Annotated in this window: 17 protein-coding genes; 6 read left to right on the forward strand and 11 right to left on the reverse strand. The window is 57.7% G+C overall.

Annotated elements, in window-relative coordinates:
• Nucleotides 1–14 precede the first annotated feature (14 nt).
• The 6 genes from rsxB to nth are packed head-to-tail and all read left to right on the forward strand — an operon-like array spanning nucleotide 15 to nucleotide 5,580.
• Nucleotides 15–593 (forward strand): electron transport complex subunit RsxB, encoded by a 579-nt coding sequence (rsxB, locus tag AC13C0_RS04535; protein WP_117620175.1) that lies wholly within the window; start codon nucleotides 15–17, stop codon nucleotides 591–593.
• Nucleotides 593–2,419, forward strand: coding sequence for an electron transport complex subunit RsxC (gene rsxC / locus AC13C0_RS04540; protein WP_117620174.1), 1,827 nt, complete (start codon nucleotides 593–595; stop codon nucleotides 2,417–2,419). The genes rsxB and rsxC overlap by 1 nt, the downstream gene beginning before the upstream one ends.
• A 20-nt stretch (nucleotides 2,420–2,439) precedes the next feature.
• Nucleotides 2,440–3,489 (forward strand): electron transport complex subunit RsxD, encoded by a 1,050-nt coding sequence (gene rsxD, locus AC13C0_RS04545; RefSeq protein WP_117620173.1) that lies wholly within the window; start codon nucleotides 2,440–2,442, stop codon nucleotides 3,487–3,489.
• A gap of 3 nt (nucleotides 3,490–3,492) precedes the next feature.
• Nucleotides 3,493–4,194 (forward strand): electron transport complex subunit RsxG, encoded by a 702-nt coding sequence (gene rsxG / locus AC13C0_RS04550; RefSeq protein ID WP_117620172.1) that lies wholly within the window; start codon nucleotides 3,493–3,495, stop codon nucleotides 4,192–4,194.
• A 2-nt stretch (nucleotides 4,195–4,196) separates the two neighbouring features.
• A complete protein-coding gene (locus AC13C0_RS04555) occupies nucleotides 4,197–4,913 on the forward strand; it encodes an electron transport complex subunit E (RefSeq protein ID WP_482954018.1) in 717 nt (238 codons plus the stop codon).
• 28 nt (nucleotides 4,914–4,941) lie between these two features.
• A complete protein-coding gene (gene nth / locus AC13C0_RS04560) occupies nucleotides 4,942–5,580 on the forward strand; it encodes an endonuclease III (RefSeq protein WP_482954019.1) in 639 nt (212 codons plus the stop codon).
• A gap of 75 nt (nucleotides 5,581–5,655) precedes the next feature.
• Here the strand turns inward: nth and AC13C0_RS04565 are convergent, their stop codons facing one another.
• The 11 genes from AC13C0_RS04565 to eno form a co-directional block, all read right to left on the reverse strand.
• Nucleotides 5,656–6,231 carry a chalcone isomerase family protein gene (locus AC13C0_RS04565; RefSeq protein WP_117620169.1) on the reverse strand — a complete coding sequence of 192 codons (576 nt, stop codon included), beginning with the start codon at nucleotides 6,229–6,231 and terminating at the stop codon, nucleotides 5,656–5,658.
• Nucleotides 6,232–6,437: 206 nt separating this feature from the next.
• Complete coding sequence (rpoS, locus tag AC13C0_RS04570) at nucleotides 6,438–7,433, reverse strand: RNA polymerase sigma factor RpoS (RefSeq protein ID WP_117620168.1); 996 nt, start codon at nucleotides 7,431–7,433, stop codon at nucleotides 6,438–6,440.
• A gap of 200 nt (nucleotides 7,434–7,633) precedes the next feature.
• Complete coding sequence (locus AC13C0_RS04575; protein ID WP_482954024.1) at nucleotides 7,634–8,524, reverse strand: peptidoglycan DD-metalloendopeptidase family protein; 891 nt, start codon at nucleotides 8,522–8,524, stop codon at nucleotides 7,634–7,636.
• A 210-nt stretch (nucleotides 8,525–8,734) separates the two neighbouring features.
• Nucleotides 8,735–9,718 (reverse strand): polyprenyl-phosphate transporter, encoded by a 984-nt coding sequence (locus AC13C0_RS04580; protein ID WP_117620167.1) that lies wholly within the window; start codon nucleotides 9,716–9,718, stop codon nucleotides 8,735–8,737.
• 2 nt (nucleotides 9,719–9,720) lie between these two features.
• Nucleotides 9,721–10,377: a protein-L-isoaspartate(D-aspartate) O-methyltransferase gene (locus AC13C0_RS04585; RefSeq protein WP_117620166.1), complete on the reverse strand. Its 657-nt coding sequence runs from the start codon at nucleotides 10,375–10,377 to the stop codon at nucleotides 9,721–9,723.
• The gene (gene surE, locus AC13C0_RS04590) at nucleotides 10,374–11,132 is read right to left on the reverse strand and encodes a 5'/3'-nucleotidase SurE (RefSeq protein ID WP_117620165.1); all 759 of its coding nucleotides are present in this window, start codon (nucleotides 11,130–11,132) and stop codon (nucleotides 10,374–10,376) included. Before surE ends, AC13C0_RS04585 begins: the two co-directional genes overlap by 4 nt.
• A gap of 11 nt (nucleotides 11,133–11,143) precedes the next feature.
• Entirely contained in the window at nucleotides 11,144–12,193 is a 1,050-nt protein-coding gene (truD, locus tag AC13C0_RS04595; RefSeq protein ID WP_482954020.1) for a tRNA pseudouridine(13) synthase TruD, read from the reverse strand.
• A complete protein-coding gene (ispF, locus tag AC13C0_RS04600) occupies nucleotides 12,190–12,669 on the reverse strand; it encodes a 2-C-methyl-D-erythritol 2,4-cyclodiphosphate synthase (RefSeq protein WP_117620163.1) in 480 nt (159 codons plus the stop codon). Before ispF ends, truD begins: the two co-directional genes overlap by 4 nt.
• 25 nt (nucleotides 12,670–12,694) lie before the next feature.
• Nucleotides 12,695–13,396, reverse strand: a complete 702-nt coding sequence (ispD, locus tag AC13C0_RS04605) for a 2-C-methyl-D-erythritol 4-phosphate cytidylyltransferase (protein WP_117620162.1) — start codon at nucleotides 13,394–13,396, stop codon at nucleotides 12,695–12,697.
• A 6-nt stretch (nucleotides 13,397–13,402) separates the two neighbouring features.
• Complete coding sequence (locus AC13C0_RS04610; protein ID WP_117620161.1) at nucleotides 13,403–13,675, reverse strand: septum formation initiator family protein; 273 nt, start codon at nucleotides 13,673–13,675, stop codon at nucleotides 13,403–13,405.
• Nucleotides 13,676–13,880: 205 nt separating this feature from the next.
• Nucleotides 13,881–15,176 carry a phosphopyruvate hydratase gene (eno, locus tag AC13C0_RS04615; protein ID WP_482954021.1) on the reverse strand — a complete coding sequence of 432 codons (1,296 nt, stop codon included), beginning with the start codon at nucleotides 15,174–15,176 and terminating at the stop codon, nucleotides 13,881–13,883.
• Nucleotides 15,177–15,232: the final 56 nt, after the last annotated feature.

Consider the following 15,232-nt stretch of genomic DNA (forward strand, 5'->3'; position numbering starts at 1 on the left):
AGGAGTAGCAGTTTATGTGGACAAGCATTCTGGTTGCCGTGTTGGTTCTTCTGGCCCTGGCCGTTGTGTTCGGAGGTTTGCTGGGCTTTGCCGCTGAACGGTTCAAGGTGGAGGGTAATCCACTGGCTGACCAGATCGATGCGCTCCTGCCACAGACCCAGTGCGGGCAGTGTGGCTATCCGGGTTGCCGGCCCTACGCCGAATCCATCGCCGAGGGCGGCCCCATCAACAAGTGCCCGCCCGGAGGCGAGTCCACCATCAAGGCACTGGCCGACCTGCTGGACGTTGAACCGGAACCTCTCGATGCCGAGCATGGTGTTGAGCAGGTCAAGCAGGTTGCAGTGATTCGTGAAGACGAGTGCATCGGCTGTACCAAGTGCATCCAGGCCTGCCCCGTGGATGCCATTCTTGGTGCCGCCAAGCACATGCACACGGTCATTGAAAGCGAATGCACCGGCTGCGACCTCTGTGTGGAGCCCTGCCCGGTCGATTGTATCGATATGGTGACTGTTGAACCGGATATCCGTACCTGGACCTGGACACCGCCGACCCCGGGGCTCATTGCCACCGACCGCCAGGGAGCCAGCGCCTGATGACACAACTGTGGGATTTTTCCGGTGGCATTCATCCGCCGGAGCACAAAGACTTCTCAACGGCCCGGCCGGTTCGTCGAGCCGGAATTCCGGAACGGCTGGTGTTGCCACTCCAGCAGCATATCGGAGACCCGGCCGAAGCGATTGTTGAAGTGGGCGAGCAGGTTCTGAAAGGGCAGAAAATCGCAGATGTCAAAACCGGCATGGGTGTAGCCGTTCATGCGCCGACGTCCGGTGTCATTGAGAGCATTGTGGAACACCCCGTTCCCCACCCGTCGGGAATGGCGGACTGGTGCATTACGCTCAGGCCAGATGGCGAAGATCAATGGTGCTCCCGCAACCCGGTGCCTGACTATCGCACCCTCGCCCGTGACCAGGTCCTCGGGATTATCCGGGATGCCGGCATTTCCGGCATGGGCGGCGCCGGCTTTCCCACCAACATCAAGCTCCGGCCACCCCGGAACCGCAAGGTAAGCACGCTGATTCTGAACGGCGCTGAGTGCGAGCCCTACATTACCGCCGATGACATGACCATGCGGGAAAAAGCCGATGAGGTTGTTGCCGGCCTGAAGGTTATGGCGTGGATTCTTCGTCCGGAACGTTGCGTTATTGGTATTGAAGACAACAAGCCGGAAGCCATTTCAGCGATGCGCGAGGCAACCGAGGGCACCCAGACTGAAATCGTCGTTATTCCAACCAAGTACCCTTCCGGCGGTGAGAAACAGCTGATCCGGATACTGACTGGCATGGAAGTGCCTAGCGGTGGTATTCCGGCTGATATCGGAGTTATGTGCCAGAACATCGGCACCGCCGTTGCCGTGGCGCAGGCCGTGGTTGAAGGCACACCACTGATTTCCCGGGTTGTTACCATTACCGGCGAAGCGGTACGCGAACCGGGCAATTTCGAGGCGTTGATTGGCACGCCGATCGAATATCTGCTCGAACAGGCCGGTGTTCAGCAGGACAGGCTCAGCCGTCTGGTGCTCGGCGGCCCGATGATGGGCTATACGCTTACAACCGACGCCGTTCCGGTGATTAAAACCACCAACTGCGTCATTGCTGCAACGGCCAGCGAGTTACCGGCACCGCCGCCGGAGCAACCCTGTATCCGATGCGGACAGTGCGCCGAAGCCTGCCCTATGAAGTTATTGCCACAGCAGCTGTTCTGGTATGCCAAGGCCACCGAGTTTGAGAAAGCCGAGCACCTGAACCTGTTCGATTGCATCGAATGCGGAGCCTGCTCCTATGTATGCCCGAGCTCGATCCCGCTGGTGCAGTACTACCGCTTCGCCAAAGGCGAAATTCGCGTTCAGCGCGCAGAACAGCTGAAAGCGGACCGCGCCCGGGAACGCTTCGAAGCTCGTCAGGCCCGCCTGGAGCGGGAACAGCAAGAGAAAGAACTGAGGCGCAAGGAACGGGCAAAAGCGGCGGCCGACGCCCAGGCAAGGAAAAAAGCCGAAGCGGAGCAAGTAACAGCAGAGGGTGAGGCCGTTGACGAACGCTCTGCCAAGGCCGCTCTGGTCGAGCAGGCCCTGGCCCGCAAGAAGGCAAAAGCCGAGGCATCCCAGCCACCACCTGCGACCGACACAGCTGAAGAAAAGCCGGATATTGACGCTCTGGAAAAGCAACTTGGCCAGGCCCGATCCAAGCTGGAAACCATGCAGGGCATGCTTGACGAGGCAAAAGCGCAACAGGCGGATAACGTGGACAAGCTTGAGCGCGCAGTAGCCAAGAACCATGATCGGGTAAAGCGGGCCGAAGAGATGCTGGCGGAAGCCCGAGACAAACTGGCCGCCCGGCCGACCGAATCCCAGCCCACCCACTAACGGAATCAGGCTCGACACACATGGCGTTTGTTCAACAGTCCTCACCCCATGCCCACAAGGCCCGACCGACGTCCCGCGTGATGTTGTGGGTGATGATTGCGGCGTTGCCTGGCCTGTTCGCCCAGACTCTGTTTTTCGGCTGGGGCAACCTCATCAATGTGGTCTTCTGCATCGCCGTTGCCGTGTTCTCCGAGGCGACCGTGCTCAGGCTTCGGAAAAAACCCGTGGTCTTTTTTATCAGGGACAACACGGCCGCGGTAACCGGGCTACTGCTGGGCCTCTCGTTGCCACAATTCACGCCGTGGTGGGTTTCGGCGGTGGCTGTCATTTCCGCCATTGTTATTGCCAAGCAGCTATACGGTGGACTGGGCTCCAACCCATTCAATCCGGCCATGGTGGGTTATGCGCTGGTACTGGTGTCGTTTCCGGTCGCCATGACCACCAATTGGGCAGAACCAGCCATGCTCTGGGACGGCGCGCCGGGCTTCGGTGAAACCCTGGCGACCATCGCATCAGGCCAGCAGACAGCGGTAGATGGCTGGACCATGGCAACGCCCCTTGACGAGTACAAACACAAGATCGCCGGCCACACCTCGGCCGAGGTACTGATCCACCCGACCTTCGGTGAAAGCATCGCCAAAGGCTGGGAATGGGTGAATGCAGCCTTTCTTGCCGGCGGCCTCTTGCTGATCGGCCTTCGTATTATCAGCTGGCACATTCCAGCCGGTTTTCTCGGTGGCCTGATCCTGATGAGCCTGGCGTTTGGCAACAATGCAGACCTGTATACGCCGGTATCACTCCATCTTCTGGCTGGCGGTACCATGCTCGGTGCCTTCTTTATCGCCACCGACCCGGTCTCCGCTGCTACCAGCCATCAGGGTAAACTGATTTACGGGGCGGGAATCGGCATTCTGCTCTATCTGATCCGTACCTGGGGCAACTATCCCGACGCCGTTGCTTTCAGCGTTCTGCTGATGAATTTTGCCGTGCCATTTATCGACCACTACACACCACCGCGGACTTACGGCCATCACAAGGCCCGCCGGGGTGTACCAGGCAATCGGGGGTAAACCATGGCCGCCATAGCACAGTCCATGCGCCGCAGCGCCATCGGCCTCGGCTTGTTCGCCGTCATAACCGGTGGCACCATTGCAGTGACTCAGGTGGCCACCGAGGAACGAATTAAACAGCAGGCAGCGCGCGCCGAAGCAAAGGCGTTGTTCGAAATCATTCCCGAAAGCCGGCACACCAACGACCTGCTCAGGGATACCGTGCAGTTGCCGGCCAGCGAACGGCTGGCCCTGCCGGACCCCCTGACCGTCTGGGTTGCCCGGCAGGATGACCGGCCGATAGGCATGATCATGCCCATTGTGGCATCCGCCGGCTACTCCGGGAACATCTACCTGCTGGTTGGCGTGGACATGCAGGGCACCATTCTTGGCGTCCGGGTAACCAGCCACAGGGAAACCCCGGGGCTGGGCGACCGTATCGAGACCAAGAAATCGGACTGGATCAAGAGCTTCGACGGCCGGTCGCTCGGCGAACCACCCCACCGGGAGTGGGCCGTGAAAAAGAACGGCGGCCAATTTGATCAGTTTACCGGCGCCACGATCACTCCGAGGGCCGTGGTAAAGGCTGTTCAGAAAGCGCTGATCTATTTTCGAGAGAATCGCCGGGTAATCCGGGAGCGTCTCAACGAAGCGCCGTCTCAGAGGAACGAAGCCCTCAAACCGGAAGCGATTGCTGGCGAATCATCCAACACGGAGCATTCCTGATCATGGCGACCAAATCTTCCAGCGAAATCATCCGCGACGGTCTCTGGGACAATAACCCGGCACTGGTGCAGGTTCTCGGGCTGTGTCCCTTGCTGGCCGTTACCAGCACCGTTGTGAATGCCATTGGTCTTGGCGTGGCAACCCTGATGGTGCTTATGGGTTCCAACCTTGCCGTGTCACTGATTCGCAACTTTGTCAGTGAATCCGTGCGCCTGCCAGCTTTTGTCATGATCATCGCTTCCTTCGTGACCTGCGCCGAATTGCTGATGCAGGCATTTACCTACGAGCTCTATCAGATTCTGGGCATCTTCATTCCGCTCATCGTGACCAATTGCGCTATCCTTGGCCGGGCCGATGCCTTTGCCTCCAAAAACGCACCTGGCCCGGCCCTTCTGGACGGAGCCATGATGGGGCTCGGTTTTCTCGCAGTACTGGCTGTGCTCGGCGGCATTCGGGAGCTCACCGGTCAGGGAAGCCTGTTTGTTGACATGAACCTGCTGCTCGGCCCCGCGGCCGCCGACTGGGTCGTCCGACCGTTCGAAAATTACCCGGGCATGCTGTTTATGATCCTGCCACCCGGTGCCTTTGTGGGCCTCGGCCTGCTGATTGCCCTGAAAAACAGCGTCGATAACCACCTGAAAGAACGCCGAAAGGCCAGCGAACCGGCTCCGATAGAGGCTGGAAGCAAACGGGTCCGGATTACCGGGAACATCTCCTGACCCCCGGTTAGCAACTGACTGAGCGCTGATGAACAAACTCAAACGTGTTGAGATCTTTACCCGGCTGCGGGACGCCAACCCCTATCCGACCACGGAGTTGAACTACTCGAGCCCGTTCGAGCTGTTGATTGCGGTAATCCTGTCGGCTCAGGCAACGGACGTGGGCGTGAACAAGGCTACCGGTAAGCTGTTTCCGGTGGCCAACACGCCGGAAGCCATACTGGCTCTGGGTGTTGATGGCCTCAGGGAATACATTAAAACCATTGGCCTGTTTAACAGTAAGGCCGAAAACGTTATCAAGACCTGCCGTATTCTTATTGAGAAACACGATGGCCGGGTACCGGAAAACCGGGAAGACCTGGAAGCGCTTCCCGGCGTAGGACGCAAAACCGCGAATGTGGTTCTCAATACGGCATTCGGTCACATGGCGATGGCCGTGGACACCCATATCTTCCGGGTTTCAAACCGCACCGGAATTGCGCCGGGAAAAAACGTTCTGGAAGTGGAGAAACGGCTGCTGCGTCTGGTCCCCAAAGAGTTCCTGCTTGACGCCCACCATTGGCTGATCCTTCATGGCCGCTATACCTGTACCGCCCGGAAACCCAAATGCGGGGCCTGTTCTATTGAAGATCTCTGCGAATTCAAACATAAGCGGGATTACCTTTAAGCCAGACCCGATACCTTGCAACAGGAACAGCAAAGCCGGCGTCACGCCGGCTTTTTACTGGCAGCTGTCTCCTTGTTAACGCTGGCCCAGCATCTTCTCCTTCAGATCCTTCTGGGCAGGCTTATCGGACAGCCAGATTCCGAACAGGGCTTTTTTGAAAGCCAGGTCACCTAAGGTGTCCTTGTGCTCACCGTTCTTGAGAACTTTCACACCCTTCCCGGGCAGGTAGACCAGATCAAACACATCACCTTCGGTAATTTCTTCCTGAAACACCGCCATAAACTGGTCAACATCTTCCTGAATGGCGGACATATCACCGTCGGTTGACGCCTTGAAACCGTCCAGCGTGGCCTCTGTCATCCGCTCACTGGTGATCATGCCGGAAATGATATGCAGAGTAATGGCCTGGGGCTCATCCGCATTAATCACGGTTTCGCCGTCGTTGATGGTTTCCGGCACGTAAAGACCACCGACGTACAGATCCATGAACCACTTGGAACGGGTGCCTGCACCGTTCAGCTTCAGTTCGGTATCCATGGCGGAGTATGTATCCGGGACATCAACACCTTCAACGGTCAGTGCTGAGGCCGGTGCGGACAGCACGGCCGCCATCATAAGGGAGGTAAAGCTGATTATAAGAGCCTTCTTCATAGTCCTTTCCTTTTCGATCGTTATTATTGACGTGTTTCATTCGTGCACCGGGTTTCGACACCCTTATCCCCGCCCGGTCCCGGCATTCTATCAATGAGGCCGGCCAGAAAGGCGCAACCTGGTTCTCATTTGCAGCGATCCTGAAACACAAAAGCCAACCAGGAGTATCCTGATTGGCTTTTTGCGGTCGAACTGCCAGAAAGGGCTTATTTGAACAGCAGGTTCCCTGACAAGCCTTCCTTCTCAAGGATTTCCCGGAGCCGGCGAAGCGCCTCAACCTGGATCTGGCGAACACGCTCGCGAGTCAGCCCGATTTCCTGCCCGACCTCTTCCAGGGTGCTCACCGGGTAGCCTCGCAGGCCAAAGCGACGGGAAAGCACTTCCTGCTGCTTGTCGCTAAGCTGATCAATCCATTTTTCCAGACAGGAACACATGTTGTTGTCCTGCAGGAGATCGGCAGGATCAGACGCGCCCTCATCCGCCACTGTGTCCAGCAGAGACTTCTCGCCACCGCTGCCGATGGGCGTATCCATGGACGCGACACGCTCGTTGAGGCCCAGCATTCGTTTCACGTCCGAAACCGGCTTGTCCACCATCTTCGCAATCTCTTCCGCCGATGGCTCATGGTCCAGTTTCTGGGTCAGCTCCCTCCCGGCCCGCAAGTAGAGGTTCAGCTCCTTTACCACGTGAATCGGCAGCCGAATAGTACGGGTCTGGTTCATGATCGCCCGTTCAATGGTCTGGCGAATCCACCAGGTTGCATAGGTGGAGAAGCGGAACCCACGCTCCGGATCAAATTTTTCAACGGCCCGGATCAGGCCCAGGTTACCCTCTTCAATCAGGTCAAGCAGGGTGAGGCCCCGGTTCACGTAACGGCGGGCGATCTTGACCACCAGACGCAGGTTACTTTCGATCATCCGCTTGCGGCCAGACTCCTCTCCCTTGCGCGCCAGGCGGGCAAAATAGACTTCTTCTTCAGGAGTCAGGAGGGGTGAAAAACCGATTTCGTTGAGATAAAGCTGAGTGGCGTCCAGCTGTTTCTGGCTGGTGAAATAACGCCCCTTGGTGGGAAAATCCTCTTCGACCGCCGCAACCTCTTCGGTCACGTCCTTGTCGACTTTTTCTTCAGCTAACAGCTGATCTTCTGAGTCATCAATATCTGACACACGATCCATGATGATGTCTTCTTGCTCTGCTGACATTTGTCTTGCCCCGCCTCTCAATAATCCTGGATGTTCGCCCGATACTTCTTGTTATTGCGGACGTTTTCGTCTTCATGTTTTTTCTTCAGGACATTTTGTTGGTCGGCCTGTTACGGCCTTTACCGTTTTTGTTTTTTTGCGAACGCGGTTTATTTGTCAGTGCCGGGGAGTGCGATCAGGCAGCCTGCTGACTGCTCGGTTCACTGGCGCGGTGGCAGATAATGGACTGGATCGACCGGATTGCCATTTTTTCGGATCTCAAAATGCAATATGGGTCGTTCAGCACCACTGCTACCGAGCTCTGCAATCACCTGCCCGGCTTTCACATCCTCCCCTTCCTGCACCAGAATCTTCCGGTTATGAGCGTAAGCACTCAAATAGTGCTCGTTGTGATTCACAATAATCAGGTTGCCGTATCCAAGCAACCCGTTGCCGGCGTAAACCACATTTCCCGTGGCTGCGACTCTAACAGCATCCCCGGCTTGCCCGGCGATATCAATACCTTTATTGACTTTTCCGGATGTTGAGTATCCAGCAATTACGGTGCCAACATGCGGCCAGCGCCACTCAATGCGGGCGACGGTCTGGGTCTGGGACCCCAGCGGCGCATCCTTGCGAGGCGCCCTCGTGACCGAGGGTTTTGGCGCGGTAGCCGCTGTCTGTCTCGGCGTTAAAACCCGGCTTTGGGTGTTGGAGGCAGACGCCGCAGGCCTGCTTGCTGAACCAGTCTGACTGCCAGAGGTTACAGTTCCGCGAAGATCAAGGCGCAGCACCTGACCGGCTTTCAGGTTCCAGGGAGGACCCATGCCGTTGGCATTGCCAAGCTCACGATAATCCCGCCCGTACCGCCAAGCTATGCTGTAGAGGGTTTCGCCCGGTTTGACAACGTGCCGGCCCCAGTATACCGGAGGGTTATATAGATCATCCTGGTACAGTGCCGGGGTGTTACAGCCGGAAAGAAACAGCAGTGCAATGAGGGAAATCAGTGGGAAGGACCGGTACTGCGTCTTTTTCAGGGGGCGAGAGGATTCACAGGCACCGGGCGGGAACCGCGGGGACGCCGGAAGATCGGCATTGAGTAACCCAGGCAAAAATCTCACAGAAATAAAAATAACCCAGTTATGAAAAATCCGTATAAACCACCCAGCCTGTAGAAGCAAATTCTAAAATTTTAATAGTAACTTGCTAATATATTGCACATTTCCCGATGGGATCCAAGTTACTACCCGGCCACCCCTGTTACCTGCCGAAACACTTATTTTGTGCGTCAGGTAACACTTTCGCACAGTTTTGCCGCCCCGCTACCCGGCCTGAGCGACGCTCCGGCTGCGAAAACCGACCCACTCAACCAGCAAAACAAGACAGAACCCGGCCAACGCCATCAACACTGCCAGTGCTATCTGAGGGTCCTGCCCGGCCTGTTCGGCGAATGTCCAGGGCCAGATGCTTACCTCATTAAGGGGCACCTGTTCACCGGCACTGTTGGTGCGCCAGCTGAGTATTTCTTTCCAGGGCCAGACCTTATTAAGGGCGCCGACCATGAATCCTGTCAGCAAAGCCAGCACCAGATCATGAAAGTGATGAAACGCCCAGGTAATCAGACGCGCTATCGATAACAGGCCGACCACACAGCCCGCCATAAACAGCAGCAAAACGCCCATATCCAATGACTTGATGGCCGCCAGGACCGGCGCATACATACCGATAATGACCAGAATAAAGCTGCCGGAAATACCGGGAAGAATCATGGCACAGATGGCGAGCGCCCCGGCACCGAAGAACGCCAGACCAGACGGTGAAACCTGTCCCGCAGACAAGGTGGTAATCCACCAGGCAACCACAATACCGGCCAACAGCGGTGCCAACAGTGCCACTTTGTAGTGTCGCACCTGGCGGCCCACATGCCACACCGAGGCAACGATCAGACCAAAGAAAAAGCTCCAGATGAGGATGGGGTATTCCACCAATACATAACTGATTGCTGAAGCCAGCGTCGCAATACTGATGAGAATGCCCGCCAGCAGGCATACCAGAAAGGTGCCGTCGCAGGCGTGCCAGAACGCCCTGAAATTGCCCCGGAACAGGTGCCGGAAAACTGCAACGGGCACGGCATTAATGGCTTCCAGCAACCGGAAGTAGACACCGGTAATGAATGCAATGGTACCGCCGGACACACCCGGCACAATATCGGCGGCCCCCATGGCGATACCGCGAAGAAAGACCGCCGCTGGACGATGGCTACGCGCGGATTCGGGACTGGCACTATTCGATACGGGACTGTTCATAACTATCGGACAACTCCTCCGAGCAGAGGCACAAACCGGACAGGTTCGAGCTCCTTGTGGTCAAAACGGGCGCCGCGACGAGTCACTTCCACCAGCACCTGACGTTCCTCACCGACCGGTGCAATCAGAACACCCCCGTCCGCCAACTGGCTAAGCAGCTCACCGGGAACCTCAATAGGTGCCGCCGTCACGATAATACCGTCGAAAGGGCCACGCTCCGGCCAGCCCATGCCGCCATCGGCGTGCTTGAAAAATACGTTTCTGGCGTGCAACTGCCGCAAACGCTCCCGGGCCCGGTCCTGAAGCGGTTTGATACGTTCAACGCTGTAGATCTCAGCAAACAGGCGCGAGAGCACAGCGGTCTGGTAACCGGATCCAGTACCCAGCTCCAGCACATTTGAGGGACGGTGAGCCAGCATCAGCTCGGTCATCCGGGCCACGATGTAAGGCTGGGAAAGGGTCTGCCCGTAGCCAATCGGCAGCGATGTGTCTTCGTAAGCCCGATGGGACAGGGCTTCATCCAGAAAAATGTGCCGGGGCACCTCTCCCATAATCTCAAGAACCTTGTCTGATTCAATGCCCGCTTCCCTCAGGCGCTGAACCAGCCGCATCCGGGTACGGCGGGAGGTCATCCCGATGCCTTCGAGCTGAGCCGTCATCCACTGCCCTCCAGCGTACCCAGCCATTCCCTGAGCGGAACCAGTGCCTCATGGCGGGTCATGTCAATGTGAACCGGCGTCACCGACACGTAGCCTTCACGAATGGCGTGGAAATCCGTTCCGGGGCCGGCATCACCGCCCGCCCCGGCGGCACCGATCCAGTACCGCTCCCTGCCCCGGGGACAGGTCATCGGAACCGCACCTTCTGCCCGTTCACGATGACCAAGCCTGGTAACACGAATACCGGCCAGTTGCTCCCAGGGCACATCCGGGACATTCACATTGAGAATGGAGCGCGGTCCAAGGACCAGGGGGCGTTCGCTCTCAAGGAGCATCCGGACAACCCGGGCCGCCGTCTCGTAATGAAAATAACCGTTGTTAACCAGCGAAACGGCAATGGCAGGCAGTCCGAGGTGGCGCCCTTCGGTGGCCGCAGCTACGGTGCCTGAGTAGATAATGTCATCGCCAAGGTTGGCGTGGGTATTGATGCCTGAAACCACGCGGTCAAACGGTTGCCGGAACAGACCGTTTACCGCCAGGTGTACACAGTCTGTCGGCGTTCCATCCACGGAACGAAAGCCGTTGGGATGTTCTTCCACGGTCAGCGGGCGGTTCAGGGTCAACGCGTTACTGGCACCGCTGTGATCGCGGTCAGGCGCCACTACCTCAAGCTCACCAAGCCCCTTCAGCCCCTCGTACAGAGCAATCAGCCCCAGTGAATGAACGCCGTCATCATTCGACAACAGAATACGCACAGTGTTCTCCGCTAGCCTTGTTGTTCGTTATGTCGGCCGAGGCTCATGTCCTCAAGCTCGAAAATATCATTCAAAATCGTCGTGGCGTACTGCCCCGGAGAAAGTAAAAACGCCAACTCCAGACAGTCGTCACCCTGCCAGTGCCAGACAAGATCTTCCGGCCTTGCCGCCAGGGGCCTGCGCTCGGGTTTCATACGGGTGACCGAGAACAGATCCGCCAGCCCGGGTGTCTGCGACACAATACCTCGTTCCAGCGCCTCCAGCGGCCCCGTGGCCGTGGTGCCGCCGTCGCCCCACAGCGGGCCGGTTGCCGAAGCCTCAGCCCAGCTGCCATCCTGGACGCGGGCGGCAAGCACCTCATTGAACAGCCAGGAGCGCGCCGCCGAAAAATACAATACGTTTTTAGCGCCCTCGCTTCCAGCGCGCTTTTTACCTCCGCGACCTTTTCCACCCGATCGGCTACGCCGGTTCAACACTGACGGATCGGTATGGAGAGCCCGGTCCAGATTGGCGCCATCTCTTCCAAACCGCTGGGGACCGAAATAGTTCGGAGCGCCGACAGTAGCCAGCCGCTGAAGGGCGTTTTCTATCGCCTGCCGATCCCCGAAAACATTCCTCAGGGTAATCACGAAACGGTTACCCCAGTGGTCACCGCGACGCAACTTCCGCGCATCCCGGAAGGAAGATACCACCGACCAGCGGGAGGAAACCTCTTGAAGCAGGTCCGCGTCCTCAGCCTCACGGCCCGGACGATAGAGGCTGAACCACTGACGGGTTACCGCATGACGATCCTTCAGACCACAAAAACCCACGTCAAAGCTGCGGCAGTGAGTCAGGTGCGCCAGTTCACGGGCGACAAACTCGGTATTGTCGCCGACTTTCTCCAGCCTCAAGCAGAGGTGCTCCCCGCGACCCCTGACCTCCGTTGGCTCCGGAGCGGTCAGCTCTCCAGCCAGGTCCAGGACCTCGTCCACGAAGAAATCCGCGGGTGACACCTTGAGCTGGGCATGCGCCAAACGCACGCCACCAGAGGTTGGCCAGTCAAGCCTCCAGTGGCTCACGAATCCACCGCTTCAAGCAGGCAAATGGCCTGACAGGCAATACCCTCACCACGGCCGGTGAAACCAAGCTTTTCCGTTGTTGTTGCCTTGACGCTGACACGGCTGGCGGGAACCCCCAGATCCTCCGCAATGTTCAGGCGGATAGCATCGATATGAGGCGCCATTTTCGGGGCCTGGGCAATTACCGTGGTATCAACATTGATCACACTGAACCCTTCATCACGCACACGCGCCATTACCCGGCGCAGCAGATCACGACTGTCTGCCCCCGCCCACTCGTCACTGGTGTCCGGAAAAAAATGGCCGATATCGCCAACTGCCATGGCACCCAGAAGTGCATCAGCCAGTGCATGCAAGAGTACGTCGCCATCGGAGTGGGCCTTCAGCCCCCGGGAATGCGGAATGTTTACACCGCCGATAATGACAGAGTCGCCTTCACAGAAGGCATGGACATCGAAGCCCTGACCAATACGCATAATGTGCTCCGGAAAACTCGGGAAATCAGAACCGGCTCAGGATAAAACCTGCGAGTGCCAGATCCGCAGGTACCGTTATTTTAAGGTTGTCAGGCCGCCCCTCAACCAGAACCGGCATGTTACCGGAAAACTCAATGGCAGAGGACTCATCGGTGACCGGAAGTTCCTCCCTGAGAGCGGCCTCCAGGGAATCAACCAGCAACCGGTAGCGGAACATTTGGGGCGTAAGGGCCCGCCACAGGTCCGAACGGTCGACGGTCTCGGCGACTTCGTGGAGCTCGCCGGTATCGGCTCTCTTGAGAGTATCTGCCACCGGCGAAGCGAGGAGGCCACCAACAGGATGGTCGTAGAGCCGCTCAATGAGATTGGACAGATCCCGGGTGTGAAGGCATGGCCTGGCGGCGTCGTGAACCAGAATCCAGTCATCATCCGCTACCTGCTCCGCCATAGCATGCAGTGCCGACAAAACCGAACAGGCGCGCTCAGAGCCGCCAGTACAGGTCTGGATACGACTATCGCGGCTGGCCTCTGTATCCGGCCACCAGTGATCGGCGGGATGCAGTGGCACCATGCAGCCGGAAAAAGGCGCGGAATCCATCAGTCGGGACAGGGTGATATCGAGAATGAAACGTTGATCGATCCGAAGATACTGTTTCGGTTGCCCGGCCTGCATACGCTGGCCAATGCCTGCGGCAGGAACAATCAGCCAAAGTCTCGGAGCGGTCATAGACAATCAGTTTTCGACAACGAGGAAAAAGGTCTCGTCTTCCCTGATCAGGCCAAGGTTCATCCTGGCCCGTTCTTCGACGGCGCCCTGCTCGTTGCGCAAATTCCTGACCTCGGCATAGAGACGTTCATTGCGGGTAGCCAGTTCGGCATTTTCTTTACGTTGCTCAGCAATGGACTGCTCGAGTGCCCACACCTGCGCAAAGCTGCCTTCCCCGACCCACAGGCGCACCTGGAGCAGGAGAATCGCAACCACCATTAGGGTCCAGAGCAACTTCATTGCCGATACCGTTCAAAAATTAATCAGTCAGAATAACAACGCCGGACGTTGAGTATAGACCTTAGAGTAGATTAGCAACAAATTCTTCTAACTGCCTGTACAAAAAGGCCATCGCATCCAAACTTTCGCCCGGAACACGATGGCCTTAACAGTTTTCTGCTGACGACCGGCCTGACACTTTGCCAGAACCGGTCAAATCCGTCGATCAGCGCTGCCCCTTGATCTCGCTCAGACCGCGATACGGCGCCTTGCCGTCCAGGGCTTCTTCAATGCGCAGCAGCTGGTTGTACTTGGCAACCCGATCCGAACGACACAGGGAGCCGGTCTTGATCTGGCCTGCACAGGTCGCCACAGCCAGATCGGCAATGGTGGTGTCCTCGGTTTCACCGGAGCGGTGCGAGATCACTGCCGTAAAGCCGGCATCCTGGGCCATTTTGATGGCATCCAGGGTTTCGCTCAGACTGCCGATCTGGTTGAACTTGATCAGGATGGAGTTGCCAACTCCCCTGTCGATACCCTGCTTCAGGATCTTGGTGTTCGTTACGAACAGATCGTCACCGACCAGCTGAACCTTGCTACCCAGCTTGTCAGTCAGAACCTTCCAGCCGTCCCAGTCGCTCTCGTCCATGCCGTCTTCAATAGACACGATCGGGTAACGCTCACACAGACCGGCGAGGTAATCGGCAAAGCCCTCGGAATCGAAGCTCTTGCCTTCACCGGAAAGCTGATACTGGCCGCCCTTGTAGAATTCGGAAGACGCACAGTCCAGAGCCAGAGTCACATCGGTTCCCAGCTTGTAACCGGCCTTCTCAACCGCTTCCTGAATCACCGCCAGCGCCGCTTCGTTGGAGGGCAGGTTCGGGGCAAAACCGCCCTCGTCACCAACTGCAGTGTTCAGGCCCTGGGCCTTGAGTACTTTCTTCAGGCTGTGAAAAATTTCCGCACCAACACGCAGGGCCTCGGAGAAGCTTTTGGCAGACACCGGCTGCACCATGAACTCCTGGATATCAACGTTGTTATCCGCGTGCTCACCACCGTTCAGGATGTTCATCATCGGCACCGGCATGGAAAACTTGCCAGACGTACCGTTGATGTCGGCAATGTGCGCGTACAACGGCTTGCCCAGAGAGATCGCCGCCGCTTTGGCAGCCGCCAGGGAAACCGCCAGAATTGCGTTGGCGCCCAGGTTGGCCTTGTTCTCGGTGCCATCCAGCTCCAGCATGATGTTGTCCAGAGCACGCTGATCGGCCGCATCTTTGCCGATAAGGGCATCACGAATTTTGGTGTTTACAGCCTCAACCGCCTTCAGGACACCCTTGCCAAGGTAACGGGATTTATCGCCATCACGCAGCTCCAGCGCTTCCCGGGAACCGGTGGAGGCACCGGACGGCGCGCAGGCAGTGCCCACAGTGCCGTCTTCGAGGATAACGTCTGCTTCGACAGTGGGGTTACCGCGGGAATCCAGAACCTCACGGCCTTTGATGTTGGCAATCTTGGTCATTCTTCTCTGTCTCCAAGTTCGTGTTCAAATTTGGGAGTCAGAGCGAGCGGAACGGC

This window comes from Marinobacter sp. B-21 (genome assembly GCF_056857895.1).

Bases quoted from the DNA above. Each gene is read 5' to 3' on its own strand.
- rsxB (WP_117620175.1), top strand. From the start codon at position 15: ATGTGGACAAGCATTCTGGTTGCCGTGTTGGTTCTTCTGGCCCTGGCC.
- rsxC (WP_117620174.1), top strand. From the start codon at position 593: ATGACACAACTGTGGGATTTTTCCGGTGGCATTCATCCGCCGGAGCAC.
- rsxD (WP_117620173.1), top strand. From the start codon at position 2,440: ATGGCGTTTGTTCAACAGTCCTCACCCCATGCCCACAAGGCCCGACCG.
- rsxG (WP_117620172.1), top strand. From the start codon at position 3,493: ATGGCCGCCATAGCACAGTCCATGCGCCGCAGCGCCATCGGCCTCGGC.
- AC13C0_RS04555 (WP_482954018.1), top strand. From the start codon at position 4,197: ATGGCGACCAAATCTTCCAGCGAAATCATCCGCGACGGTCTCTGGGAC.
- nth (WP_482954019.1), top strand. From the start codon at position 4,942: ATGAACAAACTCAAACGTGTTGAGATCTTTACCCGGCTGCGGGACGCC.
- AC13C0_RS04565 (WP_117620169.1), bottom strand. From the start codon at position 6,231: ATGAAGAAGGCTCTTATAATCAGCTTTACCTCCCTTATGATGGCGGCC.
- rpoS (WP_117620168.1), bottom strand. From the start codon at position 7,433: ATGTCAGCAGAGCAAGAAGACATCATCATGGATCGTGTGTCAGATATT.
- AC13C0_RS04580 (WP_117620167.1), bottom strand. From the start codon at position 9,718: ATGAACAGTCCCGTATCGAATAGTGCCAGTCCCGAATCCGCGCGTAGC.
- AC13C0_RS04585 (WP_117620166.1), bottom strand. From the start codon at position 10,377: ATGACGGCTCAGCTCGAAGGCATCGGGATGACCTCCCGCCGTACCCGG.
- ispF (WP_117620163.1), bottom strand. From the start codon at position 12,669: ATGCGTATTGGTCAGGGCTTCGATGTCCATGCCTTCTGTGAAGGCGAC.
- ispD (WP_117620162.1), bottom strand. From the start codon at position 13,396: ATGACCGCTCCGAGACTTTGGCTGATTGTTCCTGCCGCAGGCATTGGC.
- AC13C0_RS04610 (WP_117620161.1), bottom strand. From the start codon at position 13,675: ATGAAGTTGCTCTGGACCCTAATGGTGGTTGCGATTCTCCTGCTCCAG.
- eno (WP_482954021.1), bottom strand. From the start codon at position 15,176: ATGACCAAGATTGCCAACATCAAAGGCCGTGAGGTTCTGGATTCCCGC.